21 protein-coding genes are annotated in these 21895 nt (G+C 64.0%); 6 read left to right on the top strand and 15 right to left on the bottom strand.

Going from position 1 to position 21895, the window contains the following annotated elements; all coding sequences use genetic code 11:
• Positions 1-13: 13 nt before the first annotated feature.
• Genes AC1Z32_RS14875 through AC1Z32_RS14865 form a run of 3 tightly spaced genes read right to left on the bottom strand, consistent with a single transcriptional unit; the run spans position 14 to position 1982 of the window.
• Complete coding sequence (locus AC1Z32_RS14875) at positions 14-646, bottom strand: LysE/ArgO family amino acid transporter (protein ID WP_483479368.1); 633 nt, start codon at positions 644-646, stop codon at positions 14-16.
• Positions 643-1287 carry a maleylacetoacetate isomerase gene (maiA, locus tag AC1Z32_RS14870; RefSeq protein WP_483479367.1) on the bottom strand — a complete coding sequence of 215 codons (645 nt, stop codon included), beginning with the start codon at positions 1285-1287 and terminating at the stop codon, positions 643-645. The genes AC1Z32_RS14875 and maiA overlap by 4 nt, the downstream gene beginning before the upstream one ends.
• Entirely contained in the window at positions 1284-1982 is a 699-nt protein-coding gene (locus AC1Z32_RS14865) for a fumarylacetoacetate hydrolase family protein (protein WP_483479366.1), read from the bottom strand. Before AC1Z32_RS14865 ends, maiA begins: the two co-directional genes overlap by 4 nt.
• A gap of 329 nt (positions 1983-2311) precedes the next feature.
• On the opposite strand from AC1Z32_RS14865, the gene ybiB reads away from it, so the two are divergent.
• Both ybiB and leuA read left to right on the top strand, forming a co-directional pair.
• Positions 2312-3301 (top strand): DNA-binding protein YbiB, encoded by a 990-nt coding sequence (ybiB, locus tag AC1Z32_RS14860; RefSeq protein WP_483479365.1) that lies wholly within the window; start codon positions 2312-2314, stop codon positions 3299-3301.
• A 441-nt stretch (positions 3302-3742) separates the two neighbouring features.
• On the top strand, positions 3743-5401 hold the full coding sequence (gene leuA, locus AC1Z32_RS14855) for a 2-isopropylmalate synthase (RefSeq protein ID WP_483479364.1): 1659 nt from the start codon (positions 3743-3745) through the stop codon (positions 5399-5401).
• Between the two features lie 25 nt (positions 5402-5426).
• Here the strand turns inward: leuA and AC1Z32_RS14850 are convergent, their stop codons facing one another.
• Together AC1Z32_RS14850 and AC1Z32_RS14845 are read right to left on the bottom strand one after the other, a co-directional pair.
• Positions 5427-5810 (bottom strand): nuclear transport factor 2 family protein, encoded by a 384-nt coding sequence (locus tag AC1Z32_RS14850; RefSeq protein WP_483479363.1) that lies wholly within the window; start codon positions 5808-5810, stop codon positions 5427-5429.
• 45 nt (positions 5811-5855) lie between these two features.
• Positions 5856-6389, bottom strand: coding sequence for an acyloxyacyl hydrolase (locus tag AC1Z32_RS14845; protein ID WP_483479362.1), 534 nt, complete (start codon positions 6387-6389; stop codon positions 5856-5858).
• 395 nt (positions 6390-6784) lie between these two features.
• Between AC1Z32_RS14845 and rpoH the strand changes: the two genes are divergently transcribed.
• The gene (rpoH, locus tag AC1Z32_RS14840) at positions 6785-7717 is read left to right on the top strand and encodes an RNA polymerase sigma factor RpoH (protein WP_483481637.1); all 933 of its coding nucleotides are present in this window, start codon (positions 6785-6787) and stop codon (positions 7715-7717) included.
• 130 nt (positions 7718-7847) lie between these two features.
• Here rpoH and nagE read toward each other — a convergent pair whose 3' ends face one another.
• The 4 genes from nagE to nagA all read right to left on the bottom strand — a co-directional run bounded on the left by nagE (position 7848) and on the right by nagA (position 14430).
• Positions 7848-9641, bottom strand: a complete 1794-nt coding sequence (nagE, locus tag AC1Z32_RS14835) for an N-acetylglucosamine-specific PTS transporter subunit IIBC (RefSeq protein WP_483479361.1) — start codon at positions 9639-9641, stop codon at positions 7848-7850.
• A gap of 84 nt (positions 9642-9725) precedes the next feature.
• Complete coding sequence (gene ptsP / locus AC1Z32_RS14830; protein ID WP_483479360.1) at positions 9726-12314, bottom strand: phosphoenolpyruvate--protein phosphotransferase; 2589 nt, start codon at positions 12312-12314, stop codon at positions 9726-9728.
• A 12-nt stretch (positions 12315-12326) separates the two neighbouring features.
• The gene (locus AC1Z32_RS14825; protein WP_483481636.1) at positions 12327-13334 is read right to left on the bottom strand and encodes an SIS domain-containing protein; all 1008 of its coding nucleotides are present in this window, start codon (positions 13332-13334) and stop codon (positions 12327-12329) included.
• Positions 13327-14430 carry an N-acetylglucosamine-6-phosphate deacetylase gene (nagA, locus tag AC1Z32_RS14820; RefSeq protein ID WP_483479359.1) on the bottom strand — a complete coding sequence of 368 codons (1104 nt, stop codon included), beginning with the start codon at positions 14428-14430 and terminating at the stop codon, positions 13327-13329. Before nagA ends, AC1Z32_RS14825 begins: the two co-directional genes overlap by 8 nt.
• A 632-nt stretch (positions 14431-15062) precedes the next feature.
• Here nagA and AC1Z32_RS14815 point away from each other — a divergent pair.
• Positions 15063-15986 carry a GNAT family N-acetyltransferase gene (locus tag AC1Z32_RS14815; RefSeq protein ID WP_483479358.1) on the top strand — a complete coding sequence of 308 codons (924 nt, stop codon included), beginning with the start codon at positions 15063-15065 and terminating at the stop codon, positions 15984-15986.
• A 58-nt stretch (positions 15987-16044) separates the two neighbouring features.
• Here the strand turns inward: AC1Z32_RS14815 and AC1Z32_RS14810 are convergent, their stop codons facing one another.
• Entirely contained in the window at positions 16045-16857 is an 813-nt protein-coding gene (locus AC1Z32_RS14810; RefSeq protein WP_483479357.1) for a MetQ/NlpA family ABC transporter substrate-binding protein, read from the bottom strand.
• Between the two features lie 196 nt (positions 16858-17053).
• Here AC1Z32_RS14810 and AC1Z32_RS14805 point away from each other — a divergent pair, with 196 nt between their 5' ends.
• Positions 17054-17353, top strand: coding sequence for a YciI family protein (locus AC1Z32_RS14805; protein ID WP_483479356.1), 300 nt, complete (start codon positions 17054-17056; stop codon positions 17351-17353).
• A gap of 34 nt (positions 17354-17387) precedes the next feature.
• Here the strand turns inward: AC1Z32_RS14805 and AC1Z32_RS14800 are convergent, their stop codons facing one another.
• From AC1Z32_RS14800 to AC1Z32_RS14780, 5 genes are read right to left on the bottom strand one after another with little or no spacing between them, the layout of a single operon-like run.
• Complete coding sequence (locus tag AC1Z32_RS14800; RefSeq protein ID WP_483479355.1) at positions 17388-17990, bottom strand: SCO family protein; 603 nt, start codon at positions 17988-17990, stop codon at positions 17388-17390.
• Positions 17987-18892, bottom strand: coding sequence for a heme o synthase (gene cyoE / locus AC1Z32_RS14795; protein WP_483479354.1), 906 nt, complete (start codon positions 18890-18892; stop codon positions 17987-17989). The genes AC1Z32_RS14800 and cyoE overlap by 4 nt, the downstream gene beginning before the upstream one ends.
• 12 nt (positions 18893-18904) lie before the next feature.
• Positions 18905-20014 carry a COX15/CtaA family protein gene (locus AC1Z32_RS14790; RefSeq protein ID WP_483479353.1) on the bottom strand — a complete coding sequence of 370 codons (1110 nt, stop codon included), beginning with the start codon at positions 20012-20014 and terminating at the stop codon, positions 18905-18907.
• 24 nt (positions 20015-20038) lie between these two features.
• Positions 20039-20695, bottom strand: coding sequence for an SCO family protein (locus AC1Z32_RS14785; protein WP_483479352.1), 657 nt, complete (start codon positions 20693-20695; stop codon positions 20039-20041).
• Between the two features lie 57 nt (positions 20696-20752).
• The gene (locus AC1Z32_RS14780) at positions 20753-21487 is read right to left on the bottom strand and encodes an SURF1 family protein (protein ID WP_483479351.1); all 735 of its coding nucleotides are present in this window, start codon (positions 21485-21487) and stop codon (positions 20753-20755) included.
• Positions 21488-21624: 137 nt separating this feature from the next.
• Between AC1Z32_RS14780 and AC1Z32_RS14775 the strand changes: the two genes are divergently transcribed.
• Positions 21625-21834 carry a twin transmembrane helix small protein gene (locus tag AC1Z32_RS14775; RefSeq protein WP_062606502.1) on the top strand — a complete coding sequence of 70 codons (210 nt, stop codon included), beginning with the start codon at positions 21625-21627 and terminating at the stop codon, positions 21832-21834.
• Positions 21835-21895 lie beyond the last annotated feature (61 nt).

Here is a 21895-nt window from a genome sequence, read left to right as displayed (position 1 = left end):
GGACGCCCTTTTTTCATCGCGCGAAGACCAGAGACGCCGCGATCCACCACATCACGCAGCCGACGATCACATCGAGCACGCGCCACGACATGTCTTTCTCGAACCACGGCTCGAGCAAACGCGCGCCGTAGCCGAGCGCCGTGAACCAGATGATCGACGCGCACATCGCGCCCGCCGCGAACCAGCCGCTGCCCGGCCAGCCGCGCCGCGCGCCGATGCCGCCGAGCAGCACCACCGTATCGAGATAGACGTGCGGATTGAGCAGCGACAGCGCGAGCACGGTGGATGCCGCGCCGATCGCCGTCTGCGATTCGCCGTCCGACGCGTTCAGATGCCCCGGCCCGCGCCATGCCGCGATGAACGCGCGCAATCCGTACAGAAACACGAAGATAGCGCCGGCCCAGCGGATCACGTCGAGCAGAAAGGGCGCACGCGCGATCAGCGCGCCCATTCCGCCGACGCCGAGGGCAATCAACAATACGTCGATGAACGCGCAGATCGACACGACGATGCCCACGTGCCTGCGCTTCAACCCTTGCCGCAGCACGAACGCGTTTTGCGCGCCGATCGCGACGATCAGGCTCGCGCCCAGCCCCGCGCCCGACAGAAAACTCGACAGCGTTCCCGCAGAAACCGCAGCCGTCATTCGGCGTCCGGCTGTTGCGCCGGCGCGGCCTTAGCGAACGCGTCGATGCTGGCGGCGTGGTCGGCGATGCGTTCGATCGTCGGATAAACACTCACGTCGATGCCGAAGCGCCGCGCATTGAACACTTGCGGCACGAGGCACAGATCGGCGACGGTGGGCGTGTCGCCGAAGGTCAGCGCGCCGACGCGCTTGTCGTTCGCCAAGCGCTTTTCGAGCGAATCGAAACCCGTCTCGACCCAATGCCTATACCACGCGTCCTTCACCTCATCCGGCACTTTCACCTGATGCTTCAGGTACTTGAGCACGCGCAGATTGTCGAGCGGATGAATCTCGCACGCGACCTGCATCGCGACCGCACGCACGAACGCGCGATCCGCCGGGTTCTTCGGCAGGAGCGGCGGCTCCGGATGCGTCTCCTCCAGATACTCGATGATCGCGAGCGACTGCGTGAGCACATCGTCGCCATCGACGAGCGACGGCACGATGCCGTCCGGATTCACCGCGCGATATTCGGGCTTGAGCTGCTCGCCGCCGTCGCGCAGCAGATGCACGCCGGCGTACTCATAGTCGAGCCCTTTCAGATTCAGCGCGATGCGCACGCGATACGCCGCCGAGCTGCGGAAATAGCTATAGAGCTTCATACGATGCGCACCGAAAATTCGCCGATTCCATCCACGCCGCCCTTGAGCAGATCGCCCTTCACCACTGCGCCGACGCCTTCGGGCGTGCCGGTGAAAATGAGATCGCCGGGGAAGAGCTCGAAGAGCGTCGACAGGTACGCGACCGTCTCGCCCACCGACCAGATCAGTTGCGAAATATCCGAGCGCTGCTTCTCCTCGCCGTTGACGGTCAGCCAGATCGCGCTCTTCTCCAGATGCCCGGCCTTCGAGACCGGATGGATCGGGCCGATCGGCGCGGAACGGTCGAAGCCCTTGGCGGTGTCCCACGGACGGCCGAGCTTCTTCGCTTCGGCCTGCAGATCGCGGCGCGTCATGTCGAGACCGAGCGCGTAGCCGTAGACATAATCGAGCCCTTTATCGGCGGGAATGTCCTTGCCCTGCTTGCCGATCGCGGCGACCAGTTCCATCTCGAAGTGCAGGTTCTTCGTCTGCGACGGATACGGAAACTCGCCCGTCGAACCTGGCGCGACGTACAGCACGGCATCGGCGGGCTTGCTGAAGAAGAACGGCGGCTCGCGGTCCGGATCGTGGCCCATTTCGCGCGCGTGGGCTTCGTAGTTGCGACCGACGCAATAGATGCGGCGCACCGGAAACTGCTCGTTCGAACCGTCGACGGGCACCGCTGCTGCCGGCGCCGGAGGAAACACGTAACTCATCCCGCTCTCCTGTTGCTGTTTTTGATGTGCAGATTCATGGGCGAATGCCTGGCGCGAACGGCCGGCGAGAAAAGGGAGTTTAACGTGCGCGCGCAAATCGTGGCGAAGCTTGTCAGGCGTGCGTTTCCGAGCTTTCGACGAGCCTTCGGGAAGCTCGCCGCACGTTCATCGCGAAGCCGCGTGGAGCGAAATCCGCGCGAAACCTTCGGCCGCCGCAGCTTGCCAGCGCGCTTTAAATGCGATACTGAATAACATTCCTGCACCTTTGAAACGCGCGACGGCATCGCTCACAGTATCGAAAAAGAGCGCCCGCTCCGCGTATCTTTCCGATGACCGACTCTGCTGCCCCTACTTTCGCCTGCGCACGTTACATCAAGGAAATCGGCCGCGGGCCGAACGGCGCGCGCGCCCTGTCTCGCGACGATACCTACGCGCTCTACGAAGCGATGCTCGAGAACCGAGTCTCCGAACTCGAACTCGGCGCGGTGCTGCTCGCCTACCGCGTGAAGGGAGAATCCGCCGCCGAGCTTGCCGCGATGCTATCCGCCGCGCATCGCTCGTTCGAGCCGCTGCACGTTCAGGATGGACGCGAGCATGCGCGGCCTGTCTCGATTCCGAGCTACAACGGCGCGCGCAAGACGCCGAACCTGGTGCCGCTGCTATCGCTTCTGCTCGCACGCGAAGGCGTGCCCGTGCTGGTGCATGGCGTCACCGCGGATCCGGGCCGCGTGACGAGCGCCGAGATCTTCGCCGAACTGGGCATCGCGCACGCGGCTTCGCACGACGAAATCGAGGACAGCCTCGCATCGCGCCGGCTCGCATTCGCGCCGATCAGCGTGCTCGCGCCGAAGCTCGCGCGGCTGCTCGCGCTCCGGCGCCGCATGGGCGTGCGCAATTCGACGCATACGCTCGTGAAGATCCTTCAGCCGTTCGCGGAGCCGGGGCTCAGGCTCGTCAATTACACGCATCCGGAGTATCGCGAGAGCTTGACGGGGCTTTTCACCGAGCATCCGGACGCGGCAGTGGGCGGCGCACTGCTCGCGCGCGGCACCGAAGGCGAAGCCGTCGCGGATACGCGCCGCCAGGTGCAGGTCGACTGGTTCCACGACGGCCACGTCGAAACGCTGATCTCGCCGGAGCATTCGCAGCCGCATGCGCCGCACGTCGATCTGCCCGAAGCACTCGACGCCGCGACCACCGCGCGCTGGATCGAATGCGTGCTGCGCGGCGATGTGCCGGTGCCGTCCGCGGTCGCGCGCCAGGTCGAAGCCATCGCCGATGTCGTGCGCAAACCCGTCACGAATCATGCGAACCCGTAGCAACCCCGATTTGACACGGTATTCAACGCTGGTTTAAAGTCGAACGCATGAGCTTCACCCAGCCCTCCTCCCTCCGAATTATTTCGGGCCGCCTAGCGCGGCCCCTATCGCTACGTCTAGCGTAAGTCGCCAGACGTAGCGCCGCGCGTCGCCGGGTTTTCCGAGCAAGCGCGGTCCTGCCAGAAGTCCCCTGTAGTTCCTTTTCTTACCACCTGTAGTCGTCAGCTTTTCGTTCGCGCATCCCGCGAAACGGAAACGCGAGGGTCAAATGCACGCTGCTTCGCGCACGTTCACGTTGGTCGCAGGCGTCACCGTCACTGGTGATCCCGGGACACGCGCGCGCGGTCCGGTATTACGTGCATCCCGCCAAGCCCGGCCAGCCGCCGGACACAGCCTCTCTCGCAGGCGCTACGCAAACCGTCCGAAGAGAGATCGACGATCATGATGCCGAACCCCGCCGAGAAATACCGCCCGTTTCCGCAAGTCCGTCTGAATGGCCGCCGCTGGCCGAACCGCACGATCGAGAAGGCGCCCATCTGGATGAGCACCGATCTGCGCGATGGCAACCAGTCGCTCATCGAGCCGATGAGCATCGCGGCAAAGCTCGAGTTCTTCGAGATGCTGGTGAAAATCGGGTTCAAGGAAATCGAGGTGGGGTTCCCGTCGGCATCGCAAACCGATTTCGACTTCGTGCGCAAACTGATCGACGAAAAGCGCATCCCGGACGACGTGACCATCGAAGTGCTCGTGCAGTCGCGCCGCGAACTGATCGAGCGCACGTTCGAAGCCGTCGAAGGCGCGAGCAAGGTGATCGTGCATCTCTACAACGCGATCGCGCCGTCGTTCCGCAAGATCGTCTTCAATCAGTCGAAGGATGAAGTGAAGGCGCTGGCCGTGGAAGGCACGCGCATCATCAAGGAATGCGCGGCGGCGCGGCCTGACACGCACTGGGTCTACCAATACTCGCCCGAGACCTTCAGCATGACGGAGCTCCCGTTCGCGCGCGAAGTGTGCGACGCGGTTGCGCAGACCTGGCGTCCGACGCCCGGCCACAAGATGATCGTGAACCTGCCCGCGACCGTCGAGGCCGCGATGCCCAACGTCTTCGCGGATCAGGTCGAGTGGATGGACCGCAACATGGGTTTTCGCGACAGCATCGTCCTCTCGGTGCATCCGCATAACGATCGCGGCACGGCGGTCGCGGCGGCGGAAATGGCGGTGCTCGCGGGCGCGGATCGCATCGAAGGGTGCCTCTTCGGCAACGGCGAGCGGACCGGCAATGTCGATCTCGTCACGCTCGCGATGAATCTCTATACGCAAGGCATCGATCCGAGCCTCGATTTCTCCGACATCGACGCCGTGCGCCGCGTGGTCGAGCGCTGCAACCAGATTCCGGTGCATCCGCGCCATCCATATGCGGGCGATCTCGTGTTCACCGCGTTTTCGGGTTCGCATCAGGACGCGATCCGCAAGGGCTTCTCGCAGCGCGTGCCGGGCACCGTGTGGGAAGTGCCCTACTTGCCGATCGATCCGGCCGATCTCGGACGCAGCTACGACGCCGTCATCCGCGTGAACAGCCAGTCCGGCAAGGGCGGCGCGACCTATCTGCTCGAACGCGGTCTCGGCTTCACACCGCCGCGCCGCGTGCAGATCGAATTCAGCCACGCCGTCCAGAAGGTGACCGATACGTCCGGCGTCGAAATCAGCGGCGACGCGATCTGCGAACTCTTCAAGCGCGAATATTTCGACGCGGGCGGCCCGGTTTCTCGCGTCGATGCGTCGACGCTGTCGGTGTTCGGACGGCGCGTCGCGGTGGCGCCGGCGGCAGGCGCCGCAAGCGACGACGCTCACGCGCAGACGGTCGCCGCGGCGCTCGGCGTGGATGCGAGCGTGAACTGGTTCGAAACGGCCGTCACAGCGAACGGCGACACGGCCGTGTTCGTCGGCTGCCGCGTCGGCGAAGGCCAGACGCGCTTCGGCGTCGCGGTGCATGCGAACCCGGCGCTCGCGGTCGCCGATGCGGTCGTGAGCGCGGTGAACCGTTCGGAGGGCGTCACGCAGGAGGACCTGCAGGACGAGCCGATGGAGGCCGCGGCGTAACGCGCAGCCGAGGCGGCGCGCGGCTCTATTCGAGAGCGACGCGCGTCGCCTGCAGCGCGAGCAATTGCCACTGCCCTTCCGTCTGGACGTGAACCGCGGTATAGGCAATCGGAAAAAGCAGCGCGCCGTTCTTCGACTCCATTTCGACCAGCGCGCGGCCCGACACGAGACAGGTGTCGCGGCCGGCTGGAAGCACGTCCTGCGACTGGATCTCGATCTGACGATAGCGGCGGCGTCCAGCGGTGATGGCGTCGATGAACTGGCGTTTCGTTTCGCGCTTGCCGTTCGTGTGGACGTAGCTGACGTTTTCGGCCAGCAGCGCGTCCAGCGCCGGGCCGTCGCCCTCGACCATCGCACGGAAGCGATCGCGCTCGAGGCCGCGTATGGCCTCAATGGTTTTTGCCGGCATCTGTCGATTCCCCTTGTGTCGAGGAACCGATGCGCCGGCGCCTCGTCAGAAGTTGTATTGCAGATATAGCTGGCTGAAATTTATACCAGGATTCGGCTCTTTGATACCCGCGTTCGACAGATGCTGGAAGCGAAAGCCGGCCTGATAGCTTTGTTTCTGACCGAAGATCATCCCGACGCCGATCACGTCCGCGAACTGGAACGCCGTCGACACGGTGAAATCCTGCGTGATGCGCGCGTGCGAGAGCAGCCGCACGCCCACGCCCGCCTCGATGAACGGCCGGAAATAGCCCGAACTCTTCACGAAACGCACCACCGGCGTGATGCCGAATTCCCAGATGTTCGGGTTGACCGCGTTATCTTCCTTCGAATGCCAATAGGACACGTGACCTTCGCCGACGAACGTGAAGTGGAACCCGCCGATCTCCCACCAGGTGAGGCCCGGATCCCAGGACAGCCCGAGATCCGCCTTTTTGATGTCTCGGTCGGCCAGGCCGGCGGCGACCTGCACGCCGAAGCGGTCCGCATGCGCCGCCGCCGACGCGAAGCCGAGCGCGGCGCAGACGGCGAGATGACACATCGAACGATGCCGGGAAGTCTTGTTTTTATGCATTAGCACCCCATTTGCTCGGATGACGGGCGTGTTTTCTGCAACGGAGCCGTCTGGCGATTCTAATGACGTTCTACAGCATTTGCAGGAATCACAGCAGCTCGCGCCGTTTTGTTGAATTTTCTTTCGCCGCAGCGCACAAGACCGGTAATCGATTCGAAATCGATGTGTTACCCGGTAACCTATACCACTTGCCGCGCAACGGACTGTCCTATTGATCCCGCAAATTCGATAGTTTTTGTGGGAACTCCCACATTCCTTCCTGCTCTAACACTTAGCACTCGGCAAACGGGAGTGCTAATATCGTGTCTGACTTGTCGCTGGTGTTAAGCGGCGAGCGAATTGTTGATAAGGAGCTTATGAGCGTGACCAATGCGATGACCCTTCCGAATGTACTGAACTCGGCACCTGCCAAGGCATCGGCAGGCGCGCTGACGTACGCACAGTCGTCGATGCTGACCGGCCAGATCGGCAACATCGATTCATACATACAAGCAGTGAACCGCATTCCAATGCTGTCGCCGGCAGAGGAACGTCAGTACGCCACCGAATTCCGCGAACACGGCAACCTGAACGCGGCGCGGCAGCTCGTGCTTTCGCACCTGCGCCTCGTCGTGTCGATCGCCCGCAACTATCTGGGCTACGGCTTGCCGCATGCGGACCTGATCCAGGAAGGCAACATCGGTCTGATGAAGGCCGTGAAGCGCTTCGACCCGGAGCAAAACGTGCGCCTGGTGTCGTACGCGATGCACTGGATCAAGGCCGAGATCCACGAGTACATCCTGCGCAACTGGCGCACGGTGAAGGTCGCGACGACCAAGGCGCAGCGCAAGCTGTTCTTCAACCTGCGCAGCCACAAGACGAGTCATTCGGCGTTCACGCCGGATGAGATCGACGGTCTCGCGAACGAGCTGAACGTGAAGCGCGAGGAAGTCGCGGAGATGGAAACGCGTCTGTCGGGCGGCGATATCGCGCTCGAGGGTCAGGTCGAGGACGGCGAGGAAGCGTTCGCGCCCATCGCCTATCTGGCGGACTCGCACAACGAGCCAACCAATGTCATCGCGGCGCGCCAGTTCGACAAGCTGCAAAGCGATGGCCTCGCCGAAGCGCTGGAATCGCTCGATGAGCGCAGCCGCCGCATCATCAAGGCGCGCTGGCTCGACGTGCAGGACGACGGCTCGGGCGGCAAGACGCTGCACGAGCTGGCCGACGAGTTCGGCGTGTCCGCGGAGCGCATTCGCCAGATCGAGGCGAGCGCGATGAAGAAAATGCGCTCGGCGTTGCACGACTATGCGTAATACCTGACTGTGCTTTGGCAGAAATTGCGAAGCCCGCCGTCGATGAGACAGCGGGCTTTTTCTTTGATCGTGCGCTGAAAAGCAAACGGCACCCGCAGGTGCCGTTTGCTTTCATGCATCGGCTAGCGCATCACGCCGGCATCGGAGCCGTGCCGCCGCCGTTGCCCGACAGGCGCGTCGACAGTTGTGCGGCATAACGCTGCGCCGCCGCGCCCACGACGATGTGGAACGTATCCGCCGACACCCACGCCACGTCCAGCGACGACAAACGCTGACGATCCACCGACGACGGATCGCGCACGACCACGCGCAGGCGCGTCTGAGCGACCGCGTCGAGCGAGACGACATTGGTCGCGCCGCCGAACACCGCGAACCAGCGTGCCGGGTCCGGATCGAGCGGGCCGGGCGTCTGATCAGCGCTAGCGACAGCCGCCGCCGGTTGCGCCGACGTAGACGATGCGGGCGTCGCGCCGCGCGTCGACGAGTGCTCCAGCTCGGTGCGGATTTCATCGGCGATCAGGTCCGCTTCGGGCCCGATGATCACCTGCACGTTGGTCGCACCGCGTTTCAGCACGCCGCGCGCGCCGATGGTCTTCAACTGCGCTTCCGACACTTTTTCCGAGTCGGCCACCGACAGACGCAGACGCGTCGTGCAGGCATCGACGAGCGTCAGGTTGGACGCACCGCCCAGCGCCGCGATGTACTTCGCCGCGCGCGTGCCCGATGCGGACACCGCTGCAGCACCTGGCACCGGCGGGATCAGGCCGCCATCGACCGTGGTTTGCGCGTCGGTTTCGGCGTCGGTCGTGGCGGGCTCGCGGCCCGGCGTCGCCATGTTGAACTTGCGGATGAAGAAGCGGAACAGGCCGTAGTAGATGATGAAGTACACGATGCCGATCGGAATTGCCATCCAGCCGCGCTGCGACAAACCGTAGTTCAGCACGTAGTCGATCGCGCCCGCCGAGAACGTGAAGCCGAGATGGACACCGAGCGCCGAGCAGATCGCGAGCGACAGGCCCGTCAGCACCGCGTGGATCGCGTACAGAACGGGAGCCAGGAACATGAAGCTGTATTCGATCGGCTCGGTCACGCCCGTCAGGAACGCGGTCAGCGCCATCGAGAACAGCAGGCCGCCGACGACCGCGCGGCGCTCCTTCGGCGCCTCATGGAACATCGCGAGGCAGGCGGCAGGCAGGCCGAACATCATGATCGGGAAGAAGCCGGTCATGAAGCCGCCCGCGGTCGGATCGCCCGCGAAGAAGCGATGCAGGTCGCCGTGCACCACCGCGCCGCCGCCCGGCGGCGTGAACGAGCCGAACACGAACCATGCGAGCGAGTTGATGATGTGATGCAGGCCCGTGACGAGCAGAATGCGGTTCAGCACGCCGAACACGAAGGTGCCGAGCGCGCCGGCCGTGGTGAGCCAGTTGCCCGCGCCGTCGATGGCCGCCTGCACCGGCTGCCACACGTAGCCGAAGATGATGCCGAGTATCAGACACGCGACGCCCGTGATGATCGGCACGAAGCGCTTGCCGCCGAAGAACGCGAGATACTCGGGCAGCTTGATGTCCTTGTACTTGTTATAGAGATAACCGGCGAGCATGCCGGCGATGATCCCCGACAGCACGCCCATGTTGAGCTTGGCGTTGATGTCCTTCATCACGGCCACCTCGATGAGATAGCCGATCGCGCCGGCGAGACCCGCCGTGCCATTGTTGTCCTTCGCAAAACCCACCGCCACGCCGATGGCGAACAGGAGCGGCAGGTTGGTGAAGATCGCATCGCCGGCGTCGGCGATCATTTTGATGTTGAAAACATCGGGCTGGCCGAGGCGCAATAGCAGGCCGGCCACCGGTAGCACGGCGATCGGCAGCATCAGCGCGCGGCCTAGTCGCTGCATTTTTGCAAACGGGTTGGCGTCCATCGGGTTCTCCAAAAATATAAGTCTTGTCGTTACTGCTTCGGGGATTGCTGAAAAAGCTTGCCGACGCTGGGTGCGGAACGGACGTCAGTCCTGCGGCCAGATTTCGCGGCTTGCCGCTCTTACTGCCTGTGCCGATTCGAGCGCGAGGCAATCCTCGGCGCGCTGACGGCACAGTTGGTAATCGAGATTGCGCACGCGCGCCTTGATGCCGGGCACGGACACCGGATCGACCGACAATTCGGTCACGCCGAGCCCGACGAGCAAGGGCGCCGCGACCGGATCGCCGCCGAGCGCGCCGCACACGCCAACCCACTTGCCGTGCTTCTCAGCGCCCTGCACCGCTGCCTTGATGAGACGCAGCACGGCCGGATGCAGACCGTCGGACTGCGCGGCGAGATCGGGCTGGCAGCGGTCCATCGCGAGCGTGTACTGCGTGAGATCGTTGGTGCCGATCGAGAGGAAATCGGCGTGCTTCGCGAGTTGATCGGCAAGCAGCGCCGCCGAAGGCACTTCGATCATCACGCCCACTTCGACCGGCTCGGTGCGGCCGGCTTCGCGCGCAAGTTCGTCGATGCGTGCGCGCAGGCGTTGAAGTTCGCCGGAATCGGTGACCATCGGCAGAAGGATTCGAACCGCGCCGAGAGGTTTCACGGCGAGCAGGCCGCGCAACTGGTCGTCGAGCAGGTCCGGGCGCACTTGCGCGAGACGGATGCCGCGCAGGCCGAGCGCGGGGTTTTCTTCGGGCGGCAGCGTCAGATAGTCCACTTCCTTGTCCGCGCCGACATCGAGCGTGCGGATGATCGCGGTGCGGCCCTGCAAGGCATCGACGATGCCCTGATAGCTTTCGGCGTGCTCCGCGACCGTCGGCGCCGACTGGCGATGGATGAACAGCAGTTCCGTGCGCAGCAGGCCGACCGCATCGGCGCCGTTTTCGACGGCGGCCTTCGCGTCGTCGAGCGTCGCGATGTTCGCGGCGACTTCGATATGACGGCCATCCTTCGTCGATGCAGCCTCCTGCGACAGCTTGCGATTCGCCTCGCGCACACCCGCGAGCCGGTCGCGTTCGTTGCGCGCGCGTTCGACGTCGAGCGCGGTCGGCGCATGCTCGATACGGCCCGCCGATGCGTCGACGACCACTTGCGTGCCTTCGGGAATCGCGTGCAGCGCATCGCCGATCGCGACGAGCGCCGGAATGCCCACCTGCCGCGCGATGATCGCCGCGTGCGAGGTCGCGCCGCCGCGCGCCATCACGAGCGCGGTGACGCGCGTGCGGTCGATCGACGACAGATCGGACGGCGTGAATTCGGTGGCCGCGAGCACGGCTTCCTGCGGCAGCTCGCGCGCCGCCGTGTTGCTGAGACCGAGCGCGCGCAGCACGCGCTTTTCGATATCGCGCAGATCGGCCGCGCGTTCGGCGAGCAGATCGTCCTGCACGTTCGAAAGCAGCGCGATCTGCGCGCGGATCGCCTCGCGCCACGCGAAGCCCGCGCTCTTGCCGAGGCTGATGAGATCGCGCGCGGCATCGACGAGCGTCGGGTCTTCGAGCAGCACGCGATGCACCGCGAAGATGCCCGCTTCGCCAACCGCGCCGCGCTGCGACGCAGTGCGCACGGTTTCGCCGAGCTCCGTGTCGACCTGCGCGATGGCTTTGTCGAGCGCACGGCTTTCCGCCGCCGACGAACTGCTCGCCTGTTCTGGCGGCACGATGTCCTGATCGTCCCAGCGCACGAGCTTTCCGACCGCGATGCCCGGCGCCGCGCACACGCCCGCGAGCGTGTTTGGCGCAAGCGGCTCGCCCGATCGGACGGCTTGCGCAACCGGCGCGGGCGACTTCGCGCGCGCCGGCGTCTCCTCGACTTCGCCCAGCGCCGCGCGCAGCAGTTCGGCGGCGACCGCATCGACGGCCTGTTGCGCCTGCGCGCCGATACCGACCAGTTCGATGGTTGCGCCGTCGCCCGCGCCGAGGCCGAGCAGACCGACGACGCTTTCCACCGGCGCCTTCTTGCCCTCGTAGCGCACTTCGACCTTCGCGTCGAAGCCGCGCGCCGCTTCGCGCGCCCGCGCCGCCGGACGGGCATGCAAGCCGCCCGCATGCGCCAGCGTGAGCTTGCGGCGCGCTTCCTCGAGCACGACCGCGCCGTTGCGCGCGGTCTCGGCCTTTTCGCCTTGCTTCGCGCGCAGAATCAGCATGCGCGAACCCGCCTTCAACACGCCGCGTCCGGCGCGATCGACCACGTCGAAGGCATCGCCGTTCGCGACCGCGATCACCGAAACGAGGCTCGGCGCGTTCTGCGCGACGAAATCCGCGTCGAATTCGATGAGCGGCTCGCCCGCGCGCACCGTCGCGCCTTGCTGAACCGCCGGCGTGAAGCCCTTGCCGCCCAGCTCGACCGTGTCGATGCCGATATGCACCAGAATCTCCGCGCCTTCCTTCGTGCGCAGCGTCACGGCGTGATGCGTGCGCGCGAGATGCGTGATGGTGCCGTCGCAAGGCGAGATGAGCACGTTATTGAGCGGATCGATGCCGATGCCGTCGCCGAACATGCCCTCGGCGAACACGGGATCGGGCACGTCGGCGAGCGGCACGACGGGGCCGGTGAACGGCGCGAGCAGCACGACGTCGTTCGGGTTATCAGTGGATTGGTTCAACAGGGACTCCTCGGCACGGCGCATCGGCTATCTCACTCAATGGGTTTCGGTGACCTTGTTCAGGTGACGCGGCGCGTCGGGATTGCGCCCGCGCGCGGCGGCCAGATTCGCGGCCATCACATAGAACGAAAGGATTGCGGCGATCGGATCGAGCGCCGGATGATCGGTCGCGACGAGCGGCAACTCCGCTTGTGCGACGTCGGACGGCGCGGCGAGCAGCACGCGCGCGCCGCGAGCGCGCATGTCGGCGGCAAGCTGGACGAGGCCCGCCTGCTCCGGCCCGCGCGGCGCGAACACGAGCAGCGGATAGTCCTTGTCGATGATTTCCATCGGGCCGTGGCGCACTTCCGCGCTGGAGAACGCTTCGGCCTGGATGCCGGAGGTTTCCTTCAGCTTGAGCGCGGCTTCCTGCGCGATGGCAAGGCCAAGGCCGCGGCCGATCACGATCATGCGGTCGACGCCCTTTAGTTCGTCGACGGCGCGCGTCCAGTCGAGCTTGCCCGCGGCGCGCAGCGCATCCGGCAGCGACTTCAGCGCGTTGAGCAGTTCGACGTCGCGCTGAACGTGCGCGATCACGATCGCCGACAGCGACAGCATCGCGATATAGCTCTTGGTCGCGGCGACCGAAAGCTCGGGACCGGCGAGGAGCGGCAGGAAGTATTCGCACGCGCTTTCGAGCGGCGACCCGGTGACGTTGACGGCCGCGACCGTGAACGCGCCCGCATCGCGCAGCGCCTGCATCGTGCCGACGAGATCGGGGCTCTTGCCCGACTGCGAGAACGCGACGGCGAGCTGGCCCGAGACCCGCAGCGGCGCCTGCTGCAACGTGGCCACGGACATCGGCAGCGACGCGACCGGCACGCCGATGCGGCTCATCGTCAGGCTTGCGAAATAACTGGCGGCGTGGTCGGAACTGCCGCGCGCGACCGTCAGTGCGACATTGCGCGGCTGCTCCTTGAGCTTGTCCGCGAGCGCTTCGATGCGCGAGGTATCGGCAAGCTGGGCCGCGACGACATCCGCGGACTCCAGCGCTTCATTAAGCATATTCGACAATTGATTCTCCTTCGACATACGTGGCGGTCAGCTGGTGTTCCCGGTCGAGCACGACGAGATCGGCCCATGCGCCGCGCGCGATGCGGCCGCGGTCTTCGAGCCCGAGATAGTCGGCGGGGAAACGCGACAGGCGATTCGAGACGTCCGCGAGCGGAATGCCCAGCGAGACGAGATTGCGCAGCGCCTGATCCATCGTCAGGGTGCTTCCGGCGAGCGTGCCGTCCGCGAGACGCACGCCGCCCATGCATTTGGTCACGTGCTGGCTGCCGAGGCGATATTCGCCGTCGGGCATGCCGGCGGCCGACGTGCTGTCGGTCACGACGTAGAGACGCGGAATCGCGCGCATCGCGGCGCGAATGGCGCCCGGATGCACGTGCAGCAGATCGGGGATCAACTCGGCGTATTCGGCATGCGCGAGCGCGGCGCCGACCATGCCGGGGTCGCGGTGATGCAGCGGCGACATCGCGTTGAACAGATGCGTGAAGCCGCGCGCGCCGTGCTTGAGCGCATTGACGGCGTCGTCGTAGGTGCCGAGCGAATGGCCGAGCTGCACGCGCACGCCGCGCGACGCCATTTCGGAAATGATGTCCAGATGCCCCGAGATTTCCGGCGCGATCGTGACGACGCGGATCGGCGCGAGTTCGAGGTATTTCAGCACTTCGTCGCGCACCGCGACGGCGGCCGCGTCGGGCTGCGCGCCGAGCTTGCCGGGATTGATGTACGGACCTTCGAGATGCACGCCGAGCATGCGCGCGCCGTCTTCCGCGCGGCGTCTCGCCTGTTCGCCCAAGCCCGCGACGACCTGCATGAGTTCATCGCGCGGCGCGGTCATCGTGGTGGCGAGCAGGCTCGTCGTACCGTGCTGCGCGTGCTGGCGCGCGACGGTGTCCGCTGCGTCGCCGCCTTCCATGATGTCGCGCCCGCCGCCGCCATGCACGTGCAGATCGATGAAGCCGGGCAGGATATACGGCGCGTCGTTGACGAGCGGATCGGCGATATGGCCTTCGAGGGCCGTCACGCGGCCGTTCTCGAAACGAACGGAACCGTGGATCCAGCCTTCGGTCGTGAGTATGTTTCCTTTCAGCATGAGTGTCTCTGGAAGTACGCGATGCCTGATTGAGGTTCAGTGTCGTCCGCGCCATGCTGCGAGCAGGCTTTCGTTTCGAAAGAAGCGGACGGCTTCCTTGGGTCCTCTCGTTCTCTTGTTCTCTTGTTTGCCCTGATGATGCTTTGTTACGTCAGGTGCGCCCGGGCCGGCGCTGATCGATGCTTGTCCGCGACGTAGCCGGAGCAACCGCGGTTTGCTGCCTGCAACTTTCGTTCGAGCATTTCGCTGCACCCCGTCAAGCGAGAAAGCGCTGCGCGTCGGGCGTCAGATCTCGCCCGGCGATGCGCCGTCAGACGGGTCTCAGCTACATGGAAGAGCCCATTATATAACCAACATAATACCAGTCAATTACAACCATCGATCCACAAGAAATTTAATAATTCTTATACTAATCAATGGCTTAAACGGTATTTGATGAAGTAATTTGAAACATTTTGATCATCAGGACTTACCCGCATCTGCAGTCCACTTGCCGAATTGGTTCTTTATTTGCCTAATAAATCACTTTTCGGGCATTTGCGTATTCGCACGGTCGTTCTTCTTTGGCACAATGCATCCATTAATTCGGAATCACAATTAATTTCAACAAGACCAACTGAGAGACTGATACGATGGACTGTCCTGATCCGAGCCGGGCCGTTGCCGCGGTGCGCCGCTTTAATCGTTTCTATGCACGCCATACCGGCGCCCTGCACGAGCGGCTTCACAAGAGCCACTTTTCCCTGACCGAAGTCCGGATCCTGCACGAACTGGCGCAGGAGCGCGCCAGCACGGCCGCCGACTTGTCACGCAACCTCGGGTTGGATACCGGTTATCTGAGCCGGTTGATCAACAACTTCCAGAAACTCGGCCTCGTGGTCCGACGAAAGAACGAGTCGGATGGCCGCGCGCATCTGTTGCGCATCACGCCCGAGGCGAAAGCGCAAGTCGATGAGATCGACCTGCACGTTTCCGCCGAGACCGCCATACTGCTCAAACGGCTGACGACCGCCGAGATCGATCAGCTATGCATGGCCATGGCAGACGTCGAGAGGCTGCTGTCGCCGGTATACGCGGAGGGCGAAACACGGCTGCGCGTGCCGCGCGGTGGAGACTTCGGCTGGATGATCGAGCGCCAGGCGCATCTTTGCGGGGGCGACAAGCCCAAGCTTTTCAACGAGGCGTGCGCGGCGAAAATGATTTCGAGCTTCCTCGCCGCAATGCAAGCGAATACGCCGCGCATCGCCTGCTGGATCGCGGAACAAGGCCAGGCCACACGCGTCGGTGCGGCGATCCTTACTTCGGAGTCTCAAAGTCAGGCCCGTATCGAACTGCTGTTCGTCGAGCCTGGCGCGCGCCGGCGCGGGCTGGGCGAGCAGTTCGTCTCGGCTTGTGTGAACTTCGCTCACGGCGCTCGTTACGAGCAGATCATCTGCCGCATGAGCGAGCCTCAGGAAGACCTTTGCGCGCTTCTCCTGCGAACCGGTTTCACGGCCGTGCAAGATGGCACGGGCATCGTGTGGCAGCGAGAGCTGGAACAAATCTGCGTAGATTGAGCGCGCGAAAAAAACGGCGTCCCGCAGGACGCCGTTTCGGATACCCGAGCAATCGCTCTCAGAACGACGGCACCACCGAGCCTTTGAACTCACTCTTGAGGAACTGGCGCACGTCTTCGGACTGATACGCCGCGACCAGCTTCTTCACCCACGGCTGGTCCTTGTCCTTCGCGCGCACCGCGATCAGGTTCGCGTACGGGCTGTGCACGTCCTCGAGCGCAATCGCGTCCTTGGTCGGTTGCAGTCCGGCCGCGAGCGCGAAGTTCGTGTTGATCGCGGCGGCGTCGACGTCGGCGAGCGTGCGCGGCAGTTGCGCGGCGTCGAGCTCGACCAGCTTGATCTTCTTCGGATTTTCAGCCACATCGAGCGCCGTCGCGTTGTTGCCGTTCGTGCCCGCGCCGGCCTTCAGCTTGATCACGCCCTGGGCTTGCAGCAGCAGGAGCGCGCGATTCTCATTCGAAGGATCGTTCGGCACCGCGACCTTCGCGCCTTGCGACAGGTCCTTCAGCGACTTCAACTTCTTCGAATAGACGCCGAGCGGCGAGATATAGGTCAGACCGGCGTTCACGATCTTGTAGCCGCGCTGCTTGATCTGGCTGTCGAGATACGGTTGATGCTGAAAGCTGTTCGCATCGAGATCGCCGGCGTCGAGCGCCGCGTTCGGCTGAACGTAATCGTTGAACTCGATCACTTTCACGTTGAGGCCTTCGCGCTTCGCGACCTTCTGCACGACCTGCCAGATCTGCGCGTCGGGACCGCTGATCGTGCCGACCTTGATCACTTTGTCATCGGCGTGAGCGGCGAAGCTCGTGAGGAATGCGGCGGACGCCGCGACGGCGGTTAGGGCTTTGAGCAAATTTCTGCGCTGCATGGTGTTCCTGTTTCGATGCGTTCTTGCTGGAGTTGCCTGATTCTTTCCGGTCGATCATACAAACCGGGATGACGATCTTCGCACAGCTCTGGTGCGGCAGGGAAATACAGAATGCTCATGTGCATATCACCACGGCATGGCGCGGATAGAATCGCTGCACGACGTCACACACACTTCCGCGGAGGCAAGCAACATCATGTACGTGATCAACCTGCGATATACCGGCGCGCTCGCCGAGATCGATGACGCGCTCGATGCGCATCGCGTCTATCTCGAACGCTATTTCGCGGCGGGTGTCTTCGTGATCGCGGGACCGAAAGTTCCGCGCGAAGGCGGTGTCATCCTCGCCTCGGGCATCGAGCGCGAGCGGCTCGATGCGATCATCGCGGAAGATCCGTTCGCCGTGCACGGACTCGCGCACTACGACATTATCGAGTTCAAGGCGACGCGGCTCGCGCCCGGTTTGAATCTGCCCGAACCTTCGCTGGATAGCTGAAATGAAAAGTGGCCCGCCCGGGCCACTTTCGCGATCAGTCGATCAACAACTTCAGGTCGTGAACCCACGGTTCGACGCCCTGCCCGTCGCGCGCGAAGAGGCGCAGCTTGCCGTCCTTGTCGAACACGTAGCTCGCGGCCGTGTGATCCATCGTGTAATCGTCGGGCGTCTTGCCCGCCGACTTCGCGTAGTACACGCGAAAGTCCTTGGCGAGCTGTGCGAGCTGCGCGTCGTTTGCCGGCCGCAAGCCGATATACGACGCGTTGAATGCCGCCACGTACTGACCGAGCAGATCCGGCGTGTCGCGCGCGGGATCGACAGTCACCATCAGCACTTGAACATCCTTCGACTTGTCGCCGAGTTGCTGCATGGCCTGGGAGAGCTCGGCGAGCGTCGTCGGGCAGACATCCGGGCAATGCGTGTAGCCGAAGAACAGCACGACCGCCTTGCCCTTGAAGTCCGCGAGCGTGCGCGTCTTGCCGTGCGTGTCGGGCAAAGAGAAATCGCTGCCGAACTGCTTGTTGCCGGTGATGTCGAGATTCTTGAAATTGGGCGCCTTCTCGCACGCCGAAAGCAGCGCCGCACAGGTGGACAAAAGCGCCAGCAGCGCCAGTACGCGACGAAGGACGGCCATCATGCGCCGATCACCGTGCGCACGTAATGATCGACGAGCAGCGCACCGAACAGCAGCGAGAGATACACGATCGAATAACGGAAGGTCTTGCGCGCGAGGGCATCGGAATAGTCGCGATACATCTTCCACGCGTAGCCGATGAAACCGCCGCCGAGCGCGATCGCACTGGCCAGATACACCACGCCGCTCATGCCGGAGATGTACGGCATCAGCGTGACCGCGAACAGAACGAGCGTGTACAGGAAGATGTTGAGCAGCGTGTACTTTTCGCCGTGGGTGATAGGCAGCATCGGCAGGCCGGCGTTTTCGTAGTCCTTGCGGCGATACAGCGCGAGCGCCCAGAAATGCGGCGGCGTCCACACGAAGATGATCAGCACGAGAATCCATGCGTCGCCGGGAACCGCGCCCGTGACGGCGGCCCAGCCGAGCGCGGGCGGCATCGCGCCGGACGCGCCGCCGATCACGATGTTCTGAGGCGTATAGGGCTTGAGCAGCAGCGTGTAGACCACCGCATAGCCGACGAACGTGGCGATGGTGAGCCACATCGTGAGCGGATTCGTGAACGTGTAGAGCGTCCACATGCCGATGCCGCCGAGCACCGCCGAGAAGATCAAAATCTGCGTCGGCGTGATCTGCCCGCGCGCCGATGGACGCCACGCGGTGCGGCGCATCTTCGCATCGACTTTCTGCTCGACGAGGCAGTTGATGGCGAAAGCCGCGCCGGCCAGCAACCAGATGCCGACGGCGCCGCCGATCAGCTTGTCCCACGGCACCATGCCGGGCGTGGAAAGGAACATGCCGATGACCGCACAGAACACGGCGAGTTGCGTGACGCGCGGCTTCGTCAACGCAAGATATTGCGAGACACGGCTGCCAAGGGGGGAATGAAGTGTCGTGCTATCCATGGGAATGTGGAGTCACGCTGAAACGACGTCGCGCGCGGGAACTGCGGCGCGGCCGGGACGGCTGGAAGAGATTCGAAAGTTTAGCATAACGAGCAGCAGCAACAGGATCGCGGCACCGCCGTTGTGCGCCACCGCCACCGGCAGCGGCCATTGCAGCACGATGTTCGACATGCCCGTCAGGAACTGGATCACGATCATCAACAATACCCCGTTTGCCGGCTTTCGCAGAGATTCGAAACGTCGCAGCCGCGAGGCGAGCCACAGCAGATACAGCACGACAACGACCGCGAACATGCGGTGCGTCCAGTGGATCGCAACGAGCGCGTCCTGCGAGATCATGTCGCCGTCACCGGTCATGCCGAGCGCGCGCCACAGGTGAAAACCGTGCTCGAAGTTCATCGGCGGGACCCATTGGCCGTTGCACAGCGGAAAGTCCGTGCACGCGAGCACCGCGTAGTTCGTGCTGACCCAGCCCCCGAGCGCGATCTGCACGACGAGCAGCAGCAATCCGAATGCTGCGGCGGGCATCCAGCGCGCGGCGGCGGAATCGAGCGATGGAATCGGCGTCATGCGCGCGGCGAGCCAGCCGAGCACGCCGAGCAGCGCCAGCCCGAGCAGCAGGTGCGTGGTGACGATCACCGGCTGCAGCTTCAGCGTGACCGTCCATGCGCCGAACGCGCCTTGCACCAGGATGAGCAGCAGAATGCCCGTCGGCCACCACGGCGAGACGTGCAACGGGCGCTTCTTCACGCGCGCCGTCCACGCGATGATCACCTGCGCGATGATCAGCACGCCGATCGCCATGGCGAAATAGCGGTGCAGCATCTCGATCCACGCCTTCACCATGCTGACGGGGCCGGTGGGCAACGCCTGATAGGCGGCCGCGATCTGCGCATGCGCGATGAACGGCGACGACGTGCCGTAGCAACCGGGCCAGTCCGGGCAGCCGAGGCCGGAATCGGTCAGGCGCGTGAAGCCGCCGAACATGATGAGGTCGAGCGTCAGGAAGGTCGTCAGCCAGACGAGCTTCCTGAACTTGTTGTCATCGGCCTTGACCCAGACATATGAGAGCGGCAGCAGCGCGATGCAGATGCCGATCAGACCCAACTGCAATAGAAACATGTTCTCTTACCTTCGACTGGCTCGTTAGCCGATGCGCGACCACTTCAGCAGCTTCGCCAGATCCGCGTTGATCTTCTTCGGATCGGGGTTTTTCGGGAAGCGCATCATCAGGTTCCCGTTCGGATCGACAAGAAAGATGTGATCCGTCAGCTTCGTGGCGTCATCGACGGGCAACCACGCGGCGATCTCCTTCTCGTTTGCGACGAGCATGCGCGTGTCGGGCTGCGGATACGCGGTCTTGATGACGTCGGAAACCGGCTTGTCGTCCGTCCGCAGCCAGACGTTCACGACACGATCGCGCTCGCCCGATTGCAGCACGCGCACCTGGCGCATGAAGTAGAGCCGCGTTGCGCATTGCTCGTCGCAGTCGCTGCCGTTGACCGTGATCATCAGCCACTTGCCTTCGAGCGACTTGAACGGCAGGCTCTGCCCTTTCTCATCGGTGACGACGAGTTGCGCCGGAATCGGCCGCTGCGGATCGATCAGCTTGCCATAGCTCGACGTGCCGCCCGCCGGCTTGAACACGTAATACATCAAATACGATGCGATGACGGGCGCGGCGCACACGAGCGCAAGCAGGAGCAGCATCCAGCGGCCGCTGATCCAGGAGCCTTTCGAGGCCGTTCGTTGCCGCGTGCGCGTCTTGTCGGCGTCGGCGGTGTTGGAGCGTTGTGGTTGCATCGGTAAAAACGTATCTCTGTTCGGTTCGATCACGCGCGGCGTGCGCGTTTTGGTGCTTCAGGCGTGGTTCTCTGCTTCATCGTCGCGCGCTTCGATTTTCTTCGCGGCGCGCCGCGCGGCGTACAGGCCGAAGACGACCGCCGCGGCCGCCATGCCCCACCACTGGAGCATGTAGCCGTAGTTGCGCTCGACGCCGAGCGTCGGCGCGGGCCAGTCGCGTACGAGCCGGTCGCCGGTATCGCTCGTCTGCTGGATCACGAACGGCTGGAACGCGAGCCCGGTTTCGGCCGCGTACGCGTTGATATCGAGGTTCTGCCGGATCTCCTTGTGCGCCGCCGATCCGCCCTGCCCCAGTTCGAACGCCTGCGACGCATTGGCGCGCGCGATGCCCTTCACGTCGACGACGCCCTTCGGCGTCTCGTACGGCACGATGCCCGTGCGGTCCGCCAGGTTGCGCGGCAGCCATCCGCGATTCACGAGCACGTAGCCGCCGCCCTCGAGTTTAAGCGGCATCACGACATAAAAGCCTGGCTGGTCGTTATACGGACGATTGTCCAGATACACGACGCGCTCCGGCATGAACTCCCCGCGCGCCTCGACGCGATGAAACTCGATGGACTTGAGCGGCAACGGCTCCACGCCGACCTGCTGCGCGGGCGCGTTTTCGAACGCGACGATCCGCGCGTTGAGCGATTCCTTCTGATGCGCGCGATCGCGCTGCCAGAAGCCGAGACGCACGGTCACGGCGACGACGATCAGAATCAGAAGCGCGGGCCAGAAACGAATCTTCATGCTGCGAACCTTATCGCCGGTATCCACGCCGGCATCCGCCTGGGCGCTGCACGGCACAATCGATCGGGTGAGATAATGAGATGATCCAATTTCATACTGCTCGCTGCGTTACCTGAGCAAAATCGCTGGCTGGTTTCATGCACATCATCGTTGCTATCGCATTCATCCTTATCATCGGCAGCCTGGGTTCGGCGCTCTACTTCATGATGACCGACCGGGGCAGGACGAAGCGGATGGTGTGGTCGCTCGCCGCGCGCGTCGGGCTGTCCATTTCCCTGTTCCTCTTCATCCTGTTCGCGCACTGGATGGGCTGGATTCAATCGACGGGCATTCCTATCGGACGATAACCCGCGACGCGGGTTCTTCCCTACGAGACGTATTGTCGCGCCGCGGCACTTCCGCAGCTTC

It is taken from the genome of Caballeronia sp. 11_S32, assembly GCF_056930355.1.
This window is presented reverse-complemented; position numbering and strand designations above follow the sequence as displayed.